The 15,676-nt window shown below is 62.0% G+C and carries 14 protein-coding genes; 5 read left to right on the top strand and 9 right to left on the bottom strand.

Annotated features, from left to right (window positions below):
- Nucleotides 1–120 precede the first annotated feature (120 nt).
- Nucleotides 121–2,448: a hypothetical protein gene (locus F9K20_RS07670; RefSeq protein WP_290999498.1), complete on the top strand. Its 2,328-nt coding sequence runs from the start codon at nt 121–123 to the stop codon at nt 2,446–2,448.
- A gap of 13 nt (nt 2,449–2,461) precedes the next feature.
- On the opposite strand, the gene F9K20_RS07675 is transcribed toward F9K20_RS07670, so the two are convergent.
- Both F9K20_RS07675 and F9K20_RS07680 read right to left on the bottom strand, forming a co-directional pair.
- Nucleotides 2,462–3,106: a hemolysin III family protein gene (locus F9K20_RS07675; RefSeq protein WP_290999500.1), complete on the bottom strand. Its 645-nt coding sequence runs from the start codon at nt 3,104–3,106 to the stop codon at nt 2,462–2,464.
- A 153-nt stretch (nt 3,107–3,259) separates the two neighbouring features.
- A complete protein-coding gene (locus F9K20_RS07680; protein ID WP_290999503.1) occupies nt 3,260–3,931 on the bottom strand; it encodes an outer membrane beta-barrel protein in 672 nt (223 codons plus the stop codon).
- A gap of 502 nt (nt 3,932–4,433) precedes the next feature.
- Between F9K20_RS07680 and F9K20_RS07685 the strand changes: the two genes are divergently transcribed.
- From F9K20_RS07685 to F9K20_RS07700, 4 genes are all read left to right on the top strand, one after another.
- Nucleotides 4,434–5,129 (top strand): helix-turn-helix domain-containing protein, encoded by a 696-nt coding sequence (locus F9K20_RS07685; protein WP_290999506.1) that lies wholly within the window; start codon nt 4,434–4,436, stop codon nt 5,127–5,129.
- 86 nt (nt 5,130–5,215) lie between these two features.
- Nucleotides 5,216–7,471, top strand: coding sequence for a DNA topoisomerase IV subunit A (gene parC, locus F9K20_RS07690; RefSeq protein WP_290999509.1), 2,256 nt, complete (start codon nt 5,216–5,218; stop codon nt 7,469–7,471).
- Nucleotides 7,472–7,757: 286 nt separating this feature from the next.
- Nucleotides 7,758–9,188 carry a type I glutamate--ammonia ligase gene (gene glnA, locus F9K20_RS07695; RefSeq protein ID WP_290999510.1) on the top strand — a complete coding sequence of 477 codons (1,431 nt, stop codon included), beginning with the start codon at nt 7,758–7,760 and terminating at the stop codon, nt 9,186–9,188.
- 29 nt (nt 9,189–9,217) lie between these two features.
- Nucleotides 9,218–9,538, top strand: a complete 321-nt coding sequence (locus tag F9K20_RS07700) for a hypothetical protein (protein WP_290999513.1) — start codon at nt 9,218–9,220, stop codon at nt 9,536–9,538.
- A gap of 381 nt (nt 9,539–9,919) precedes the next feature.
- On the opposite strand, the gene F9K20_RS07705 is transcribed toward F9K20_RS07700, so the two are convergent.
- The 7 genes from F9K20_RS07705 to F9K20_RS07735 all read right to left on the bottom strand — a co-directional run bounded on the left by F9K20_RS07705 (nt 9,920) and on the right by F9K20_RS07735 (nt 15,269).
- The gene (locus F9K20_RS07705; RefSeq protein WP_290999516.1) at nt 9,920–10,252 is read right to left on the bottom strand and encodes a hypothetical protein; all 333 of its coding nucleotides are present in this window, start codon (nt 10,250–10,252) and stop codon (nt 9,920–9,922) included.
- A 339-nt stretch (nt 10,253–10,591) separates the two neighbouring features.
- Entirely contained in the window at nt 10,592–11,140 is a 549-nt protein-coding gene (locus F9K20_RS07710) for a CAP domain-containing protein (protein WP_290999519.1), read from the bottom strand.
- 225 nt (nt 11,141–11,365) lie between these two features.
- The gene (locus tag F9K20_RS07715; RefSeq protein WP_290999522.1) at nt 11,366–11,680 is read right to left on the bottom strand and encodes a hypothetical protein; all 315 of its coding nucleotides are present in this window, start codon (nt 11,678–11,680) and stop codon (nt 11,366–11,368) included.
- Entirely contained in the window at nt 11,673–12,089 is a 417-nt protein-coding gene (gene pedF / locus F9K20_RS07720) for a cytochrome c-550 PedF (RefSeq protein ID WP_290999524.1), read from the bottom strand. Before pedF ends, F9K20_RS07715 begins: the two co-directional genes overlap by 8 nt.
- A gap of 19 nt (nt 12,090–12,108) precedes the next feature.
- Nucleotides 12,109–12,549: a hypothetical protein gene (locus tag F9K20_RS07725; RefSeq protein ID WP_290999527.1), complete on the bottom strand. Its 441-nt coding sequence runs from the start codon at nt 12,547–12,549 to the stop codon at nt 12,109–12,111.
- Entirely contained in the window at nt 12,546–13,259 is a 714-nt protein-coding gene (locus F9K20_RS07730) for a pentapeptide repeat-containing protein (RefSeq protein WP_290999531.1), read from the bottom strand. Before F9K20_RS07730 ends, F9K20_RS07725 begins: the two co-directional genes overlap by 4 nt.
- Nucleotides 13,260–13,382: 123 nt before the next feature.
- A complete protein-coding gene (locus F9K20_RS07735; RefSeq protein WP_290999895.1) occupies nt 13,383–15,269 on the bottom strand; it encodes a methanol/ethanol family PQQ-dependent dehydrogenase in 1,887 nt (628 codons plus the stop codon).
- Nucleotides 15,270–15,676: the final 407 nt, after the last annotated feature.

Below are 15,676 nucleotides of genomic sequence, written 5' to 3' on the forward strand. Positions count from 1 at the left end.
GGGAAGGGGAGAGGGGCGGGGATAAGAAGAACGGAAAGCTGCGGGTAAAGCACAGACCGATACTACCTAGGCGCGTGCGGAACGGTTACCTTCTGCATTCGATTCAGGATCAGCAATCAGATGACCAACAGCATCTTCGCCGCCTATCCGAGCGCCCCAACTGTGATCGGCGACTGTATCTGCGCCGCAGTGCCAAAGTTAGCCACCCGCAATGTCACGTTCCACCCCTGGGAACACAACGATATCTGTGGTGTCGTACTGACAGACCCAATCTTTAAGGCCATCGAAGAAAGTTCGGCTATGTTTGCCGACATCACGAAGGCTAACTTCAATGTTACATTCGAGATTGCGTATGCCATTGCTAAATCAAAGCCGCTTCTTCTGTTTGTGAATGAGGGTATTGTCTTCGATCGTCCTGCGCTCAATCGAATTGGAATATTTGATACGATCGGATATGAATCCTACCAGAACTCCGACGAACTAGCCGCTGGACTCGTCAACGTCATCCATTCGCGCCCGCTTAAAACAGACTATGAACCAAACCGGCGGGCGCCCATTTACATGATCGAAATGCCTCGACAGAGCGAGGCGATGACCCACATTGTGGCAAGAACGAAAAAAACTCGCCTCAAATACCGAAGCTTCAATCTCAAGGAACATGTGCGCCTCTCCGCTAATGACGCAATTGCTCATGTTGCCAGCTCGTACGGCGTTATAGTTCCACTCGCCCCTGACAATATGCCGGATGCGGAATCACACAATATCCGGGCGGCTTTCATATTTGGATTGGCTGTAGGTTTTGGAAAGCCCGCACTTATCCTTCAGGACTTGGCTGGTCCATTCCCTATGGACGCCCGCGATTTGATATCCATCTATCGATCGCCGGCAGACATTGAGCGCTTCATTAATGACTTTTCGCTCGACGTGGTTGAGGCGATGCAGGGTCAGCAGAGCCTCAATTTGGTGAAGCCGGATCTTCTGTCAAGGCTAAGACTCGGTGACCCGGTTGCCGAAAGTGAATTTGAGACTCTTGGGCTATATTACGTTCAGGGCGACGCCTATCTGCGAGCTTTGAGAGGGGAGGTGAACTTGGTGGTAGGCCGAAAGGGCACCGGAAAAACAGCCTTGTTTTCGCAACTTCGCAATGCGAAGCGCGCGGACAAAGCAAACGTAGTTGTGGATTTGAAACCAGAGGGGTACCAGCTTGTCCGACTAAAAGAGGAGCTTCTATCGTTCATTACACGGGGAGCCCAGGAGCATTTGATTACAATATTCTGGGAGTACGTCCTTTACCTTGAGATCTGCTATAAGCTTCTCGAGAAGGATAAGGATAGGCAACGCTTTGATCACACGATTCGGGATGTGTACCAAAGGCTTAGCGTAGCTTATGCAAGCAATGACGACCTGCTTGAGGGGGATTTCTCTGAGCGACTTTTGAAGCTCTCCGAGCGGGTTATACAGAATTTCAGGCAGCGTGCAGGAAGTGACAAGGAGGGCGCGGAGGTGCGCCTTTCGTCGGGCGAGGTTTCAAATCTTGTGTATGCCCACGATATTCGGGCGCTGCGGGATTTAATTTCCAATTACCTCGTAAATAAGAAGACGACATGGGTTTTGTTTGACAATCTTGATAAAGGCTGGCCGGCGCATGGACTTCAGACTATTGACGGTATCATCTTGCGGTGTCTTATTGACGCTAGCAGAAAGATACAGCGCGAGATGACGCGGCAGGAGATTGATTTCGTTTCTGTAGTATTTGTTAGGAATGACGTTTATGAGTTGTTGATGCAAAACTCCGCTGATTTCGGCAAGGAGATGAGGGTGTCATTGGATTGGTCCGATGCGGAGATGTTGCGGGAGATGGTGAAAAGGAGAATTGTGGCTTCTGAGCGTCTTAAGGAGGGGGTCGAGTTTGAGGCGTTATGGGCTCAGATGTGTGTTTCCCATGTCAAAGGGGAGGATTCATTCTTTTATTTGATTGACCGGTGCCTAATGCGTCCAAGAAACATCCTTAAACTGGTTATGCACTGCAAAGGTGTCGCGGTTAATCTGGGTCATAAGAAGATTGGCGCAGATGATGTGGGGAAGGGCCTGCTTCTCTACTCGAACGACGTTCTGATTGAAGCGGATCAAGAGTTGGCGGATATTGACCCAAAAGCTGAGAACTTAATGTATAGGTTTATCGGTTTACCGCCGAGGTTGTCGCTCATTGAGGTGTGGGAGATTCTAGAGAAGCACGCGGTCCCGACGACAAAGTGGGATCAGATAATTGACTATTTGCTTTATTACGGGTTTTTTGGAATTGTCGTGGATGGGGATCCGGAAGTTATTTACGACGTTTCATACAACATGAAGATTCTGAAGTCTAAATTCGAAGCAGCCGGAGACGGGGTTGTATTGTACATGAGCCCGGCTTTTTGGCCGGCGCTTAGCACGAGGGAAGCGGCGTGAATGTCCGGGGGCACTAACCCAACACCACGGCGTCGAGCACGGCGGCGAAGTGGCAGCCGGACGCCGTGAGTACGCAGCCGTGCCAGATGGCGTTGTTGTAGGGCAGCTTCTCCCACAGGTGGAAGACGACGCCCACCGTGTAGAGCACGCCGCCGGCGAGCAGCAGCGTCAGCGCCGTCCCCGATAAGGCTTCGAGCATCGGGCCGAACGCCAGCACCCCCGCCCATCCCTGCGCCAGGTACAAGACGTAGCTGGTGCGCACCAGCTGCGCCGGCGCGATCAGCTTCGCCGCCACTCCGAACACCGCGATGCCCCACACGATGGCGAGCAGGAGCAAGCCGGCGCCGCCGCCCATCTTGATGGCCGCGAACGGGGTATAGGTGGCGGCGATCTTGACGTAGATGGCGGCGTGGTCGAGGCGGCGCAGGAGCCAGCGGCGCGGCCCGCGGTTGAGATTGTAGGCGGCGGAGAAGCAGAACACGGCCAGCATGCCGGCGCCGTAGACGAGGACGGCGATGGCCGCGGCGGGGTCGAGCTGCGTGGCGGCGAGGGCGATGAGGACGCTGGCGCCGATCAGCCCCAGCGTGACGCCGAGGACGTGCACGGCGCCGTCGGCGATCAGCTCGGACCTCGAATAGCTGGGGAAGATATGGCTCATGCGCTCTGCTCGGCCGTGCCCATGCGGGCAACGTGGGCGCCAGGGAAGCGCAAAACAAGGGTTGGCGCCGCTCCGCGCGGAACAGCGCACGAAAAAGGCCGGGCGCGTGGGCGCCCGGCCGGTTGGGGTGAGCCCGGTGTGTGCGTCGTGGGTCTAGAGCCCGCCCCACTTGACGTTGAGCCGTGCGGTCACGGTGTTGAGCTCGATCTCGCGGTCGCCCGACGACAGGATGCCGCCGAGGAACAGGCCGGAGCCTTCCGATTCCAGCTCCATGCGCGTGTACTCGACGCCGAAGCTGACCGACTCGGTGAACGCGTACTCGACGCCGCCGCCGAAGGCGAAGCCGTCCGCGGTGTCGTTCTCGCCCGAGGGCAGCGTGATCACCGGAAAACCTGGAACGATGACGATCGAGGAACCATAGTCGACACCGGCCACGGCCCAGCCGGCGGTGCCGTAGATAAGCCAGCGGTTCTGCGCGTAGCCGAGTTTGGCCAGCGCCGCGGCGACCCAGTTGACGTTGGTGTCGCAGTTGAACACGCCCGGTGGGATACCTAGGCCGCTTAGCCCGAGGCAGTCGTTCGTCGAGCCGCTGATGTCGGCGCCGCTCAAGCGGAACTCGCCGCCGACGACCCAGTTGCCGAACTGTTTGTTCATGCCCAGCTGCACGCCGCCGAGGCCGCCATCGACATCGCTGCTGCTGCTCAAACTCGGCGGGATGAAGCCGAAGATCTGCAGCGGCTCCTCGGTGATGTCGGAGTCGCCCCAGCCGTAACCGCCGTGGACGCCCATGTAGACGCCGGACCAGCTGTAGGCGGGCGGGGCCACGAAGAGCCCTTGCTCCCCCTGTCGTAACCGTCGGCCGAGGCGGCCGCGCCGAGCCCCACGACGGTCGCCAGCGACACCGCCGCTGCCGAGAACACGCTGAACTTACGCATGACGCTACTCCCGTTACTTGACGCGCGATCGCGGCACTTAGCGATTGCCCCCGCGACCCCCTTGCCCAAACCCTCCACTTGCTGGCGCCGGCCGGCCCCGGGCGTGCTCGGGCCGGCCGGCTTGCGAGAAGCGTAGTGAGAAGCGCGGGCGGAATTGGTGGTATCGGAGCAACAACGGTGGCGAAGACACCTCTAAATTTAAAGATGAAGCAAGAAGGACTGAATAATGAAGGCCAGCCGATTGATCATTTTCTCCTCATGCCTTGATGAATGTCGCCCCATCGTCTTGCGCATGTCGCGCGCTTAGTCATGTTCGGCGGCGGCGCGTGCGATATTTGTATTGTCGACTACACTTGCGCCGTGGACGGCTTCTGCAACCGCTGGAGGCCGCAATGGAGTACGAGCTCGCCGAGATCCGCGCCCACGCCTTGTTCAAGGATCTGGGCGATCAGAGCCTGCAGCGGGTCTTGAGCAATGCGGTGATGTCGCTGTTTCCGCGTCACTCGACGCTGGTCACGGAAGGGCAGCGCTGCGACCTGCTCTACATGCTGTTCGAAGGCACGGCGACGTCGACCAGCGTGCATCGCGGGCGCGCAACGACGCTGTTTCTGCTGAAGCCCGGCGCCGCCTTCCCGCTGTCGTCGATCGTGCGCAACGAGGTGCCGCTGTCGACCATCGTCACCCAGGGGCCGTGCCGCATCCTCATGCTGCCGGCGGAAGGGGTGCGCGCGCTTCTATCCGCCGACAACGCCTTCTGCCTCGCGGTGCTCAACGCCATGGCGCGTACGAGCCGCGACAAGACGCGCGAGATCAAGAACCTGAAGCTGCGCTCGAGCGCCGAGCGGCTGGCCAACTGGATCCACGAGATGCACCGCAAGACGCCCAAGCGCCGGCGCCTCGACCTGCCGATGGACAAGAAGACGCTGGCGCTGCGCCTCGGCATGACGCCGGAGAACCTGGCGCGCGGGTTTGCGCACCTGCGCGCCTACGGGGTGCGGGTGGAGGGGCGGACGATCTGGATCGAGGACCCCGGCGCCTTGGCGCGCTATGCCGACCCCAGCCCGCTCATCGACGAGAGCCAGGCCTAGTGGAGGGAGCGCAGTTCCCTTCTTTCGAAAGCTGCATCCACAACCTGGGGCTTGCGGGGAGCCCCAAGGGGCAGTAGCCCATCCCCATGACCGAAAAACCGATTCTGCCCGGCCCCGACGGCATCGAGCCCATAAACCTCAAGGACGCGCTGGAAGAGCGCTACCTCGCCTACGCGCTGTCGACCATCATGCACCGGGCGCTGCCCGACGTGCGCGATGGCTTGAAGCCCGTGCACCGGCGCATCCTCTACGCCATGCACCAGCTGCGGCTGACGCCGGACGGCGGCTTTTTGAAGTGCGCCAAGATCGTCGGCGACGCCATGGGCGACTATCACCCGCATGGCAACCAGGCGATCTACGACGCCCTCGCCCGCCTCGCGCAGGATTTCGCCGTGCGCTACCCGCTCATCGACGGGCAGGGCAACTTCGGCAACATCGACGGCGACAACCCGGCCGCCGAGCGCTACACGGAGGCGCGCATCACCGCCGTCGCCGCCGACCTCCTCGAGGGCCTCGAGGAGGAGACGGTCGACTTCCGCGCCAACTACGACGGGCGCAAGCAGGAGCCGGTGGTGCTCCCCGCGGCGTTCCCCAACCTCTTGGCCAACGGTGCGTCCGGCATCGCCGTGGGCATGGCGACCAACATCCCGCCGCACAACGTCGATGAGCTGTGCGCGGGGCTCCTGCATCTGATCAAGCACCCCAACGCCACCATCGACAAGCTGGTGGAGATGATCCCGGGGCCGGACTTCCCCACCGGCGGCGTGCTGGTCGAGCCGCGCGATTCAATTCTGGAAGCGTACAAGACGGGGCGCGGCGGCTTCCGCCTGCGCGCCAAGTGGGACAGGGAGGAGGGCGGGCGCGGCACCTACCAGATCGTCGTCACCGAGATCCCCTACCAGGTGCAGAAGGCAAAGCTCGTGGAGCGCATCGCCGAGCTCCTGACCGAGAAGAAGCTGCCGCTGCTGGGCGACGTGCGCGACGAGAGCGCCGAGGAGATCCGCCTCATTCTGGAGCCGAAGAGCCGCACGGTCGATCCGGTGCTCTTGATGGAGAGCCTCTTCCGCCTCACCGAGCTAGAGGTGCGCTTCGGCCTCAACATGAACGTGCTGTCGGCCGGTCAGATCCCGGGCGTGCTCTCGCTGCGCGACGTGCTGCGCCAGTGGCTCGAGCACCGCGTCGACGTGCTCGTCAAGCGCTCGCAGTATCGCCTGCAGAAGATCGAGCACCGCCTCGAGGTGCTGGACGGCTACCTCGTCGCCTATCTCAACCTCGACGAGGTGATCAAAATCGTCCGCTTCGAGGACGACCCGAAGGCCAAGCTGATCGCCCGCTTCAAGCTCACCGAGGTGCAGGCCGACGCCATCCTCAACCTGCGCCTAAAGTCGCTGTCGAAGCTGGAGGAGATGGAGATCCGCGCCGAGCACGACAAGCTGTCGAAGGAGCGGCGCGAGCTAAAGCAGCTCTTGAAGTCGGACGAATTGCAGTGGGAGCGCATCGCGGCGGAAGTCAAGGAGGTGCGCGAGCGCTATGCCAAGTCGACCCCGCTCGGGCGCCGCCGCACCTCCTTCGCCGACGCGCCGACGATCGACGTCGACCTCGACGCCGCGCTGATCGAGAAGGAGCCGATCACCATCGTGCTCTCCGACAAGGGCTGGGTGCGGGCCTTGAAGGGCCACATCGACGACCTCTCGAAGCTCGACTTCAAGCAGGGCGACAAATTAAAGCGCGCCATCAAGGCCTCGACGACGGATAAGCTGCTGCTGCTGGCCACCAACGGCAAGATCTTCACGCTGGAAGCCTCGCTGCTGCCGGGCGGGCGCGGGCACGGCGAACCGGTGCGCCTGATGATCGACCTGGAAGAGAATCACGACATCGCCGACGCCTTCCCCTACCAGCCGGGGCGCAAGCTCTTGATCGCCTCGACGGCGGGGTACGGCTTCATCGTGCCGGAGGACGAGGTCGTCGCCGCAACGCGCAAGGGCAAGCAGGTGCTGAACGTGACGGAGCCCGAGGAGGCGCGGCTCATTGTGCCGGTGCCGGAGGGCGCCGACCACGTGGCGACCGTGGGCGAGAACCGCAAGCTTTTGATCTTCAAGCTCGACGAGGTGAACGAGATGACGCGCGGCAAGGGCGTCATCCTGCAGCGCTTCAAGGATGGCCAGCTGGCAGACGCGCGCGTGTTCAAGAAGGCGGACGGGCTGTCGTGGAGCGACAGCGCCGGGCGCACCTTCACGCTCTCCTGGAGCGAACTGCGCGACTGGGTTGGCGTGCGCGCGCAAGCCGGGCGCGTCGTGCCCAAGGGCTTTCCGCGCTCGAACAGCTTCGGGCCTGCGTTTTAGCCGGGCGCTATTGCCGGGTGAGGCAAGGTTGCTGGTCGAGGCCGCTGGTGAGCGGTCCGGATAAGTTCATGCGTGCTGCCATTAACCCACACTGGCCTGACGCGGACGACCTCAGGTGCGCTGCCCTGCTGTGACGGCAAAGCGAGTTGGGCTATGCTGGTGGGCTGTTGAGCAGCGAAGTCCGAACGTCCCGCAAGGGAGATCCGACTCGGGCGATTTATTGAATAGATCTGCTGCCTAATTGCTCGAGCCCATCCTGCACGTTCGGCCAGATGGGAGCGAAGCCATGTTCTTGAATTGCGGCACCGCCGACGACGTCCTCAAGTCCATCAAGGACAAGGACGTGCGCATGATCGATCTGCGCTTCACCGATTTGCCCGGCACCTGGCAGCATTTCTCCGTCCCGCCGGGCGCGCTCGATGCCGATGCGCTGAGGGACGGCATCGGCTTCGATGGGTCGTCGATCCGCGGCTTCCAGGAAATCCAGGAAAGCGACATGCTGGTCGTTCCCGACCCGTCGACGGCGCTCCTCGATCCGTTCGCCGAAGCGACAACGCTCGCCCTTATCTGCAACATCAGGGACCCGGTGACGGGGCAGAGCTACAGCCGCGATGCCCGCCACATCGCGCAGAAGGCGGAGACGCACCTGACCTCAACCGGCATTGCAGATGCCGCCTATTTCGGCCCCGAGGCGGAGTTCTTTGTCTTCGACGACGTGCGCTACGGGCAGGACATCAACTATGCCTTCCACGAGATCGGCTCGAAGGAGGGGACGTGGAACACCGGGGCCGAGGAGAACCCGAACCTCGCCCACAAACCGCGCCAGAAGGAGGGCTACTTCCCCGTCCCGCCCGTCGACAGCCTGCAGGATCTGCGCACCGAGATGGTGCTGACCATGGAGGAGCTGGGGATCAAGGTGGAGGCGCACCATCATGAGGTGGCGACCGCCGGCCAGGGCGAGATCGACATGCGCTTCACCACGCTCACGCGCATGGCCGACAACCTGATGCTCTATAAGTACGTGGTCAAGAACGTCGCCCGCCGGCACGACAAGACGGCGACCTTCATGCCCAAGCCGCTGTTCGAGGACAACGCCTCGGGCATGCACGTGCATCAGAGCTTGTGGAAGGGCGGCACCAATCTGTTCTTCAGTGATGCGCACTACGCGGGCCTGAGCGACCTCGGACGCTATTATATCGGCGGCCTATTGAAGCATGCGTGGGCGCTGTGTGCGCTGTGCGCGCCGACGACCAACTCTTATCGGCGTCTGGTGCCGGGCTACGAGGCACCGATCAATCTCGTCTATTCGCAGCGCAACCGCTCCGCCTGTTGCCGCATCCCGATGTACTCGCCGAGCCCCAAGGCGAAGCGCGTCGAGTTCCGCACGCCCGATCCATCCTGCAACGGCTACCTAGCCTTCGCGGCGATGCTGATGGCAGGTCTCGACGGCATCGAGGGGCGCATCGATCCCGGCGAGCCCATCGACAAGAATCTCTACGATCTGCCGCCCGCTGAGGCCAAGGCGGTCAAATCGACCCCCGGCTCATTGCAGCAGGCGCTCGACGCACTCGAAACCGACCATGATTTCTTGCTGCGCGGCGACGTCTTCACCCGGGACGTGATCGAAACCTGGCTCAGCTACAAGCGGGAGAAGGAGGTCGACGCCATCGCCTTGCGGCCTCACCCATATGAGTTCCATCTCTACTACGACATCTAGTGACGGTCGCACCCATGCCTGCGAAGAGAGTGATCGACACGGATCACGGCGCAATCGATGCCGACGTGCTCGCGGAGCTGCAACAAAGCTTCGCGACATCCGAGCTGCTGACGGCGATCGAGGCGATCGAAGCCAGCGAGGGCCGGCAGAAATGGCTGCGCGCGTGTCTCGTTCGGCTGCACGCCATGGCGAACCATCTGATCAACGGCGCGCCCCAAGCAGTCACCGGCGAGGAGGCTATTTGGCAGTTGGCAGAAGAGATAGGCGATGAGCTGGATGCCCGCACGGCCAACCTCGCTCATGTATCGAAGCTGGTGGATCGGCTGGGACAATTGCGGCCCAATGGGTGATGCCTGGTAGATGCCATCGGAGTGCCAGGCGCACCTTTACGCTCGGCCGGAGCGAGCTGAAAGGTCAACGCCCCCGATCGATCCTGCAGACGATCTCGCTGGTCGCGGTCACCACGACGGGATCGAGGTTCAGGAAGAATGGAGGCGCAATTCCCGATTTCTCGCGCGCATCCTTGCTGTAGTCCGCATAACGGACCTCGTTGCGCCACCCGCTTGGCGTTAAACAATAGCGACTTCAAAGAAGCGCCGCCGCCGCGTCGCCCGAAACCCGGAAGTTGCCCGCCGGGTTTCGAGGTAGGTCTTAGTGTCGTCGTAGCGTTCCGAGAGTCAGTAATCCTTCGGACACCAGGATTCCGTGGAGGACGCGTACGACAGGGGCCGTCACTGGCATTCTGGCTTTTCGGGGTGATTCTGGCACGGGCACCAGGAACCCTCGGACGCCTTGCATGACTTGGAGTAGGCCGATGCCGTTTTCTCCGTTTGATTCCACTCGTCCGCATCGACGCTGTTGTTGCGGTCGGTGTCCATGGCCGAGAATTCTGGCTGGGCGGTTCCAAGCTTCATCTTTCCAGCGTTCTCGTTCCATTCACTGCGGCTGACCGTGCCGCTGCCATCGGTGTCAACAATTTTCATCTTGTCGCTCCACTCGCCCGCGACGGCGGCCGTCCCCGAAAGCAGCAGAACCGAAACGAAAGCGACCCAATTCTTGGTCATTGCGTCTTCTCCCTAATTCTATCGTCATGGCGTCGTCGACCGTTGCGGGCAACGGTCCTGTCGCCGTTTTTCGGCGGCCTCGTAACGGGCGCCTTCTCTCGAAGCTTAATCAATGGCAAACCCTCCAAATCCACGCGGGACATACTGGCAGGCGTCGGCGACGGCAGAGATCTGTTGAGTTCTGCTTTTGGCCGCGCGCGAGCGAACACCTCCGAGCTGCGCTTTGTCAGATCTGCACCAGCGAGCGCACGGCAGTCAGCACGGTCCAACTTGCGTGGACGAATCGCTCTGTCCCGCGGCCGGGCAGATGTGGCCCGTAGGCCGCGCGCCCCCTGGCCGTCACGGCCAGCGCGAGAAGCATTGGACGAAGTAGGTGCAGGGGCCCAAGAAGCATGAGCCGCCCGCAACACCGACACCGATATGGTTCATCTCGGTTCCGACCAGATGTTTGCGGTGACCCGAGGAGTTGAGCCACATCCGGAGCGCGCTCTCGGGCGTGGTGCCGTTGCCCCTGGCGATGTTCTCGGTAACCCTGATTACACGTTGACCGGTGGTGTTGCGGCGCTGGTAGCGGCTGGTGGGCGAGCTGCCGCCAGGTCCGAAGTGATTGAAATAGCTCCGTCGTGCCATGTCCTGCGCGTGATCGAAGGCCGCTTGCGAGCAGACCGGGTCTTCCTCGAACGCGGGAAGGCCGGTCCGGCGGCGAAACGCGTTGGTGATCCTGATCGTCTCCGCCGCATGTCGCTCGAATGTGGTCAGTTGCCGTGGCGGAGTGGCTGCGGGCCCCTGGACAACGGGAGCGGGCGCCGGTGCATGCGTGATCGTTTGCGTGCGCCACGCACTAGTGCGCGCCTGGCCAAGCGCAGAGAAGGCCGGCAGCAACATCATGAGGACGAGTAGCCCGAACAACTTGGGGGCGCGGTGCCAAGCCGGGCTGGTTCGCTGTGCGTGACCAGGCAGAAGGCACACAATCCTGTCCCATCGAATCGTTTTGGCGGCCCGCAGCGATCATGTTGCCGCTGAATGTGCGCTCGTCTTGGCAGGATTGTTGCCGTTTAGGGGCGACGACCAATGCGCCCGCAGGGCCGAAGGCATTGGCGCCGGCCACCGCCGTTATGGCGGCCCGTCGGGCTGCAGCAGCCGCAGCGCCTTGAACTCCTGCTCCTTCGTCTCGACGACGCAGGAGCGATCGTCGTCGATGTCGCTGCAGGCGATCGTGAGACCGTCGGGGTAGCTGCTCACGTTGAGGCAGGTGGCTTTGAATCGACGCGCATTGGGCTTGCTTGCAAGACGCACAATACTCTCGATCCCGCATCCGGTCTCGAGAGTGACAAGACGCCGGATCATGTAGTCTTGGATCTCGGCACCGGCAGCCCCGGCGAGCGACAGCAGCATTGCCGCGCCAAGGAGCGCCGCCCACTCAGTCATCGGGCTGCGCATCGATATAGCTGCGAATGGCCCACATGGCCTCCTGGCTCAGAATGTTCTCGAACGGGGGCATCTTCACGCGATCATCGCGCTTGGCACCATTGATGACGCGCGACAGAAACCAGGCATCCATCTGGTCATTGACCTCCAGGGCTCGGAGGTCGGGGGCCATGCCACCGGACTTCACGTCGAGGCCATGGCAGCGGGCGCAATTGGAATTGTACCCCTTGCTGCCGATCTCGATTGCCTTGGGATCCCCGCGATAAGGATTGGAGAGCAGCCACTCGGTTCCGAGCGGCCTCAGCCCCGTCGTGTCCACAGGCTGCGGAGCGGCGTCGCCGTGAGCCCACACGATAATCGGCATCGCCATGACGGCGGTAAGGACGAGAAACAGGTGCTTCGACTGCATCGTGATGCTTCCAAAGTGCTCAGTTGGTGTTGGCTGCCTGCAGCGGCTCGAGCCAGACCCGCCAGGCTTCGCTGCCGTTGATTTGCAGGAAATAGGTTCCGGCTTTCTCGATGAGGTAGCGGTCCTCGCCGCCGCCGCCGATGTGCAGGTTCTGCACGACCTCGTCATCGGCGGTCTTGAGGTAGAGAACGAAGATCGCCCCGTCGCTCTGATAGCGGAGCCAGGTTGGCTGGGAGATATCGAAGCGCTCGGTGACGAGGCTCAAGCGGCCCGCGAAGCGCGGCTCTGTCAGTCGCCTGGCGGCGCGGTCGTAACAGCGGAGCCGCTCGCTGTCGCTGGCCATCGCCAGGCACGACCGCATGCTCTCCGCCGCTCCGCCGGCCCGCGCGAGATGATCCAGCCCCAACGGCATCGAAAGCGCGAGAGCAGCTATCGGACTTGCCAGGACGCCGATCCTCATTGCCCTGGCGCCGGCTCCCACTTCGACTTGTCCTCCTCCCAGGACTTCGAACCCTTCTGCCAATCGGTGGGACAGCCTGTGCAGCCGTCCATGAACGCGTCCTGGAAGATCGCGAAGCGGAGCTTCACGCCTTCGAAAACGGCGTTGCTGAGATTGGCTTCGTAGAATTTCGTCTCCTGCACGTCCGTATTGATAAACTTGGCGCCGATGAACTTGGCGCCTTTGGCGAACGCCTTCTCTAGCGTGGCGGCGCTGAGATCGGCGCCGGAGAAATCCGCCTTTGGCATGCGCACGAACGACAAGTCTGCTCCACGCAGCGTAGCGCCCGTTAGCTGCGCGCGCGCCATGAAGGCGATGGTGAGACGCGCCCCATCGAGGTTGGCACCGGTGAGATCGGCCCCTTGCAGGTTCGCATGACGCAAGTCGGCGCGTGCGAGATTGGCGCCTTTCAACTGCGCCCCTTCGAGGTTGGCGTCCTTGAGGTTGGCGTGGCGCAGATTGGCGCCCTCGCAACGCGTTCGCGGCGCGATCGTGCAGCCATTGACGACCCAGGGTTCGGGACGCGCCTCCTCGTTGGTAATGACGGGGTAGTCCTGCGCGAGACAGGCTGCCGAAGCCGCGCTCGCCATCAGCACGACGAGGAGCGCACGTGGGGACGCGACAGCGCGCAACAGTTTGGATGACCGCGCACGATGTGTTGGACCAGCCATGCTCAGTTTCCAGTTGAATTGCGAAAAGGGCAGCGGGGTCGTGCCCCGCTGCCAAGTGCCGTCCAGGAAACGCGTGGGAGAGGAATGTCCCAGGTGGTGGACGGAGCGCTTCGATTGTCGCGGCTATTCCGTCGTGGCCGTCGCCTGCGGAACCTCGAACACCCAGAACGAACCGCCCTGGCTGACCTGCTTGGTCTGGTCAGCCATGTCGCCGCCCCACAGCGGCACGGCGCCGCCGTAGCCCGACGCAATGCCGATGTACTGGCGACCATCCGTCTCCCAGGTGACGGGCTGCGAGACGACGCCCGAGCCGGTCTGGAACTTCCACAACTCCTTTCCGGTCTTCGCGTCGAAGGCCTTCACATAGCCGTCGCTGGTGCCCGTCAAAACCCAGCCGCCCTTGGTGGAGAGCGTTCCCGCCCACAGCGGCATCTGCTCCAGATGCTCCCAAACGATCTTGCCGGTCGCCGGGTCCATCGCGCGCAGAGCGCCGATGTGGGTGTCGAACAGGCGATGGATGCGGAAGCCCTGACCGAGGTAGGCAGCGCCCTTCTTATAGGTGAGGTTCTCGGTCCAGTAGTCCTCGGTCCAATCGTTGGTCGGGATGTAGAAGAGCTTGGTGTCTTGATTGTAGGACATCGGCATCCAGTTGGTGCCGCCGAGGAAGTTCGGTGTCACCTTGATCGGCTTGCCCTTCGCCTCGCCCTCGGCCGGCTTCGGCGGACGTTGGCCCGCGACCTCGTTTGGACGCCCGGTCGCGAGGTCCCATCCGGTCGCCCAGCTGATGTCGCGGACCATGGGGTAAATGCCAAATGCACTGCCAGCCTGCTTGGAGATATTTCCGTCACGCGCGGCGAGCTTCTCGAGGTCGGTGATGAACAGGAAGCCGTTGCGGTCGGCATGCGCGCCGGCACGTACGATCTTGCCGTCCTTCTCCATCTCAAAGAGCGTGATCGGGTTGTTGCCCGAGTAGTCCCAGGCGTCGTTGGGTGTGTGCTGGAAGAAGCCCACCAGCTCGCCGGTCGATGGTTCGACGTAGGCTTGGCCCGAAGTGTAGAGGCTGTCGCCCGGCGAGCGATAATGTGTGTTCCACGGCGCGGGGTTTCCGGTGCCGACGACGATGGTGTTGGTCTTCTCATCGTACGTTGCCGTCTGCCAGGGCGCACCGCCACCGTGGTGCCAGGCCTCGACCTTCTTGCCGTCCTTGTTGTTCGGCCACGAGGGGGCTTTCGTGTCGCCGGTCGGCGTCGAATCTTTGCCGTTCAAGCGGCCCATGTGGCCCTCGACCAGCGGGCGCATCCAGATCTCTTTTCCGGTGTCGGGATCGCGCGCATAGAGCCGCCCGACGACGCCGAACTCGTCGCCGGAGGAGCCATGGATCAGCAGCACCTTGCCGGTCTTGGCGTCTTTAACGATTGAGGGGGCGCCGGTCATCGTGTAGCCGGCCGTGTGGTCCTCGAACTTCTCGCTCCACACCACCTTGCCGGTCTTGCGGTCGAGGCCGACCATGCCGGCATCGAGGGTGCCCATGAAGATCTTGTCGCCGTAGATGGCGGCGCCGCGGTTGACGACGTCGCAGCAAGGACGGATGTCGTCGGGCAAGCGGTGCGAGTAGCCCCAGAGCTTCTTTCCGGTCTTGGCATCGAGCGCGAACAGACGCGAATAGGAGGCGGTGATGTAGATCACGCCGTCGTGTACGAGCGCCTGGCTCTCCTGCCCCCGCTGCTTCTCGTCCCCGAACGAGAACGACCAGGCGGGCTTCATGCGGGCGATGTTCTCGATGTTGATCTTGTCGAGCGTGCTGTAGCGATGATTGCGCACGCCCATGCCCCAGCTGACGACGTCGTGCGTCGTGCTCTCGTCGTTGAGGATGTCCTCCCAGGTGACGGATTTCGTGCCGTCGCCATCGGCGCTGGCAACGTTGAGATTGGCGATTGCCGCCAGCGCCAATACTGAGACCGCGGTCTTGAGCGCCAACTTGCCGCTCCGGCCAGGGCGCCTTGAAAGCATGAGCATGCGTTTTCTCCCATTTCCAAGGTTTTGAGCGGCGACTGAATTGCGCCGCTTGAGAAGACGCTTATGGGGCGCATGCCGAATGCGTAAATTCGACCTTAGACAAAGATTGCGCGATTTGTTTATTTGCTAATACCAAAGTCGAATGCATATTTTCCCTGAATTCCTAAAATGAGCAGGAGAAATTCCCATTTCAAATGGACAGAATTGCAATTGCTATTCCAATTCCTGGCAAATCGGGTTCGGGCCGGGGCGATGCTCGCGTGCACGCTGCAACTGCGCGCGGGGCGCGATCTCGTCGGGATGAGCTGCTTGAGGCCCGAGCCGGAGGTGGCGCGGCCTGGCCGACGCGTCGGCGGAGCTGCCATGCAACTCCGTCAACCGGAAAGTCGTGCGGCGTCACC

This window comes from Hyphomicrobium sp. (assembly GCF_009026145.1).
Classification (GTDB): domain Bacteria; phylum Pseudomonadota; class Alphaproteobacteria; order Rhizobiales; family Hyphomicrobiaceae; genus Hyphomicrobium_A.

Bases quoted from the DNA above. Each gene is read 5' to 3' on its own strand.
- F9K20_RS07670 (WP_290999498.1), top strand. From the start codon at position 121: ATGACCAACAGCATCTTCGCCGCCTATCCGAGCGCCCCAACTGTGATC.
- F9K20_RS07675 (WP_290999500.1), bottom strand. From the start codon at position 3,106: ATGAGCCATATCTTCCCCAGCTATTCGAGGTCCGAGCTGATCGCCGAC.
- F9K20_RS07685 (WP_290999506.1), top strand. From the start codon at position 4,434: ATGGAGTACGAGCTCGCCGAGATCCGCGCCCACGCCTTGTTCAAGGAT.
- parC (WP_290999509.1), top strand. From the start codon at position 5,216: ATGACCGAAAAACCGATTCTGCCCGGCCCCGACGGCATCGAGCCCATA.
- glnA (WP_290999510.1), top strand. From the start codon at position 7,758: ATGTTCTTGAATTGCGGCACCGCCGACGACGTCCTCAAGTCCATCAAG.
- F9K20_RS07705 (WP_290999516.1), bottom strand. From the start codon at position 10,252: ATGACCAAGAATTGGGTCGCTTTCGTTTCGGTTCTGCTGCTTTCGGGG.
- F9K20_RS07710 (WP_290999519.1), bottom strand. From the start codon at position 11,140: ATGATGTTGCTGCCGGCCTTCTCTGCGCTTGGCCAGGCGCGCACTAGT.
- F9K20_RS07715 (WP_290999522.1), bottom strand. From the start codon at position 11,680: ATGACTGAGTGGGCGGCGCTCCTTGGCGCGGCAATGCTGCTGTCGCTC.
- pedF (WP_290999524.1), bottom strand. From the start codon at position 12,089: ATGCAGTCGAAGCACCTGTTTCTCGTCCTTACCGCCGTCATGGCGATG.
- F9K20_RS07725 (WP_290999527.1), bottom strand. From the start codon at position 12,549: ATGAGGATCGGCGTCCTGGCAAGTCCGATAGCTGCTCTCGCGCTTTCG.
- F9K20_RS07730 (WP_290999531.1), bottom strand. From the start codon at position 13,259: ATGGCTGGTCCAACACATCGTGCGCGGTCATCCAAACTGTTGCGCGCT.
- F9K20_RS07735 (WP_290999895.1), bottom strand. From the start codon at position 15,269: ATGCTTTCAAGGCGCCCTGGCCGGAGCGGCAAGTTGGCGCTCAAGACC.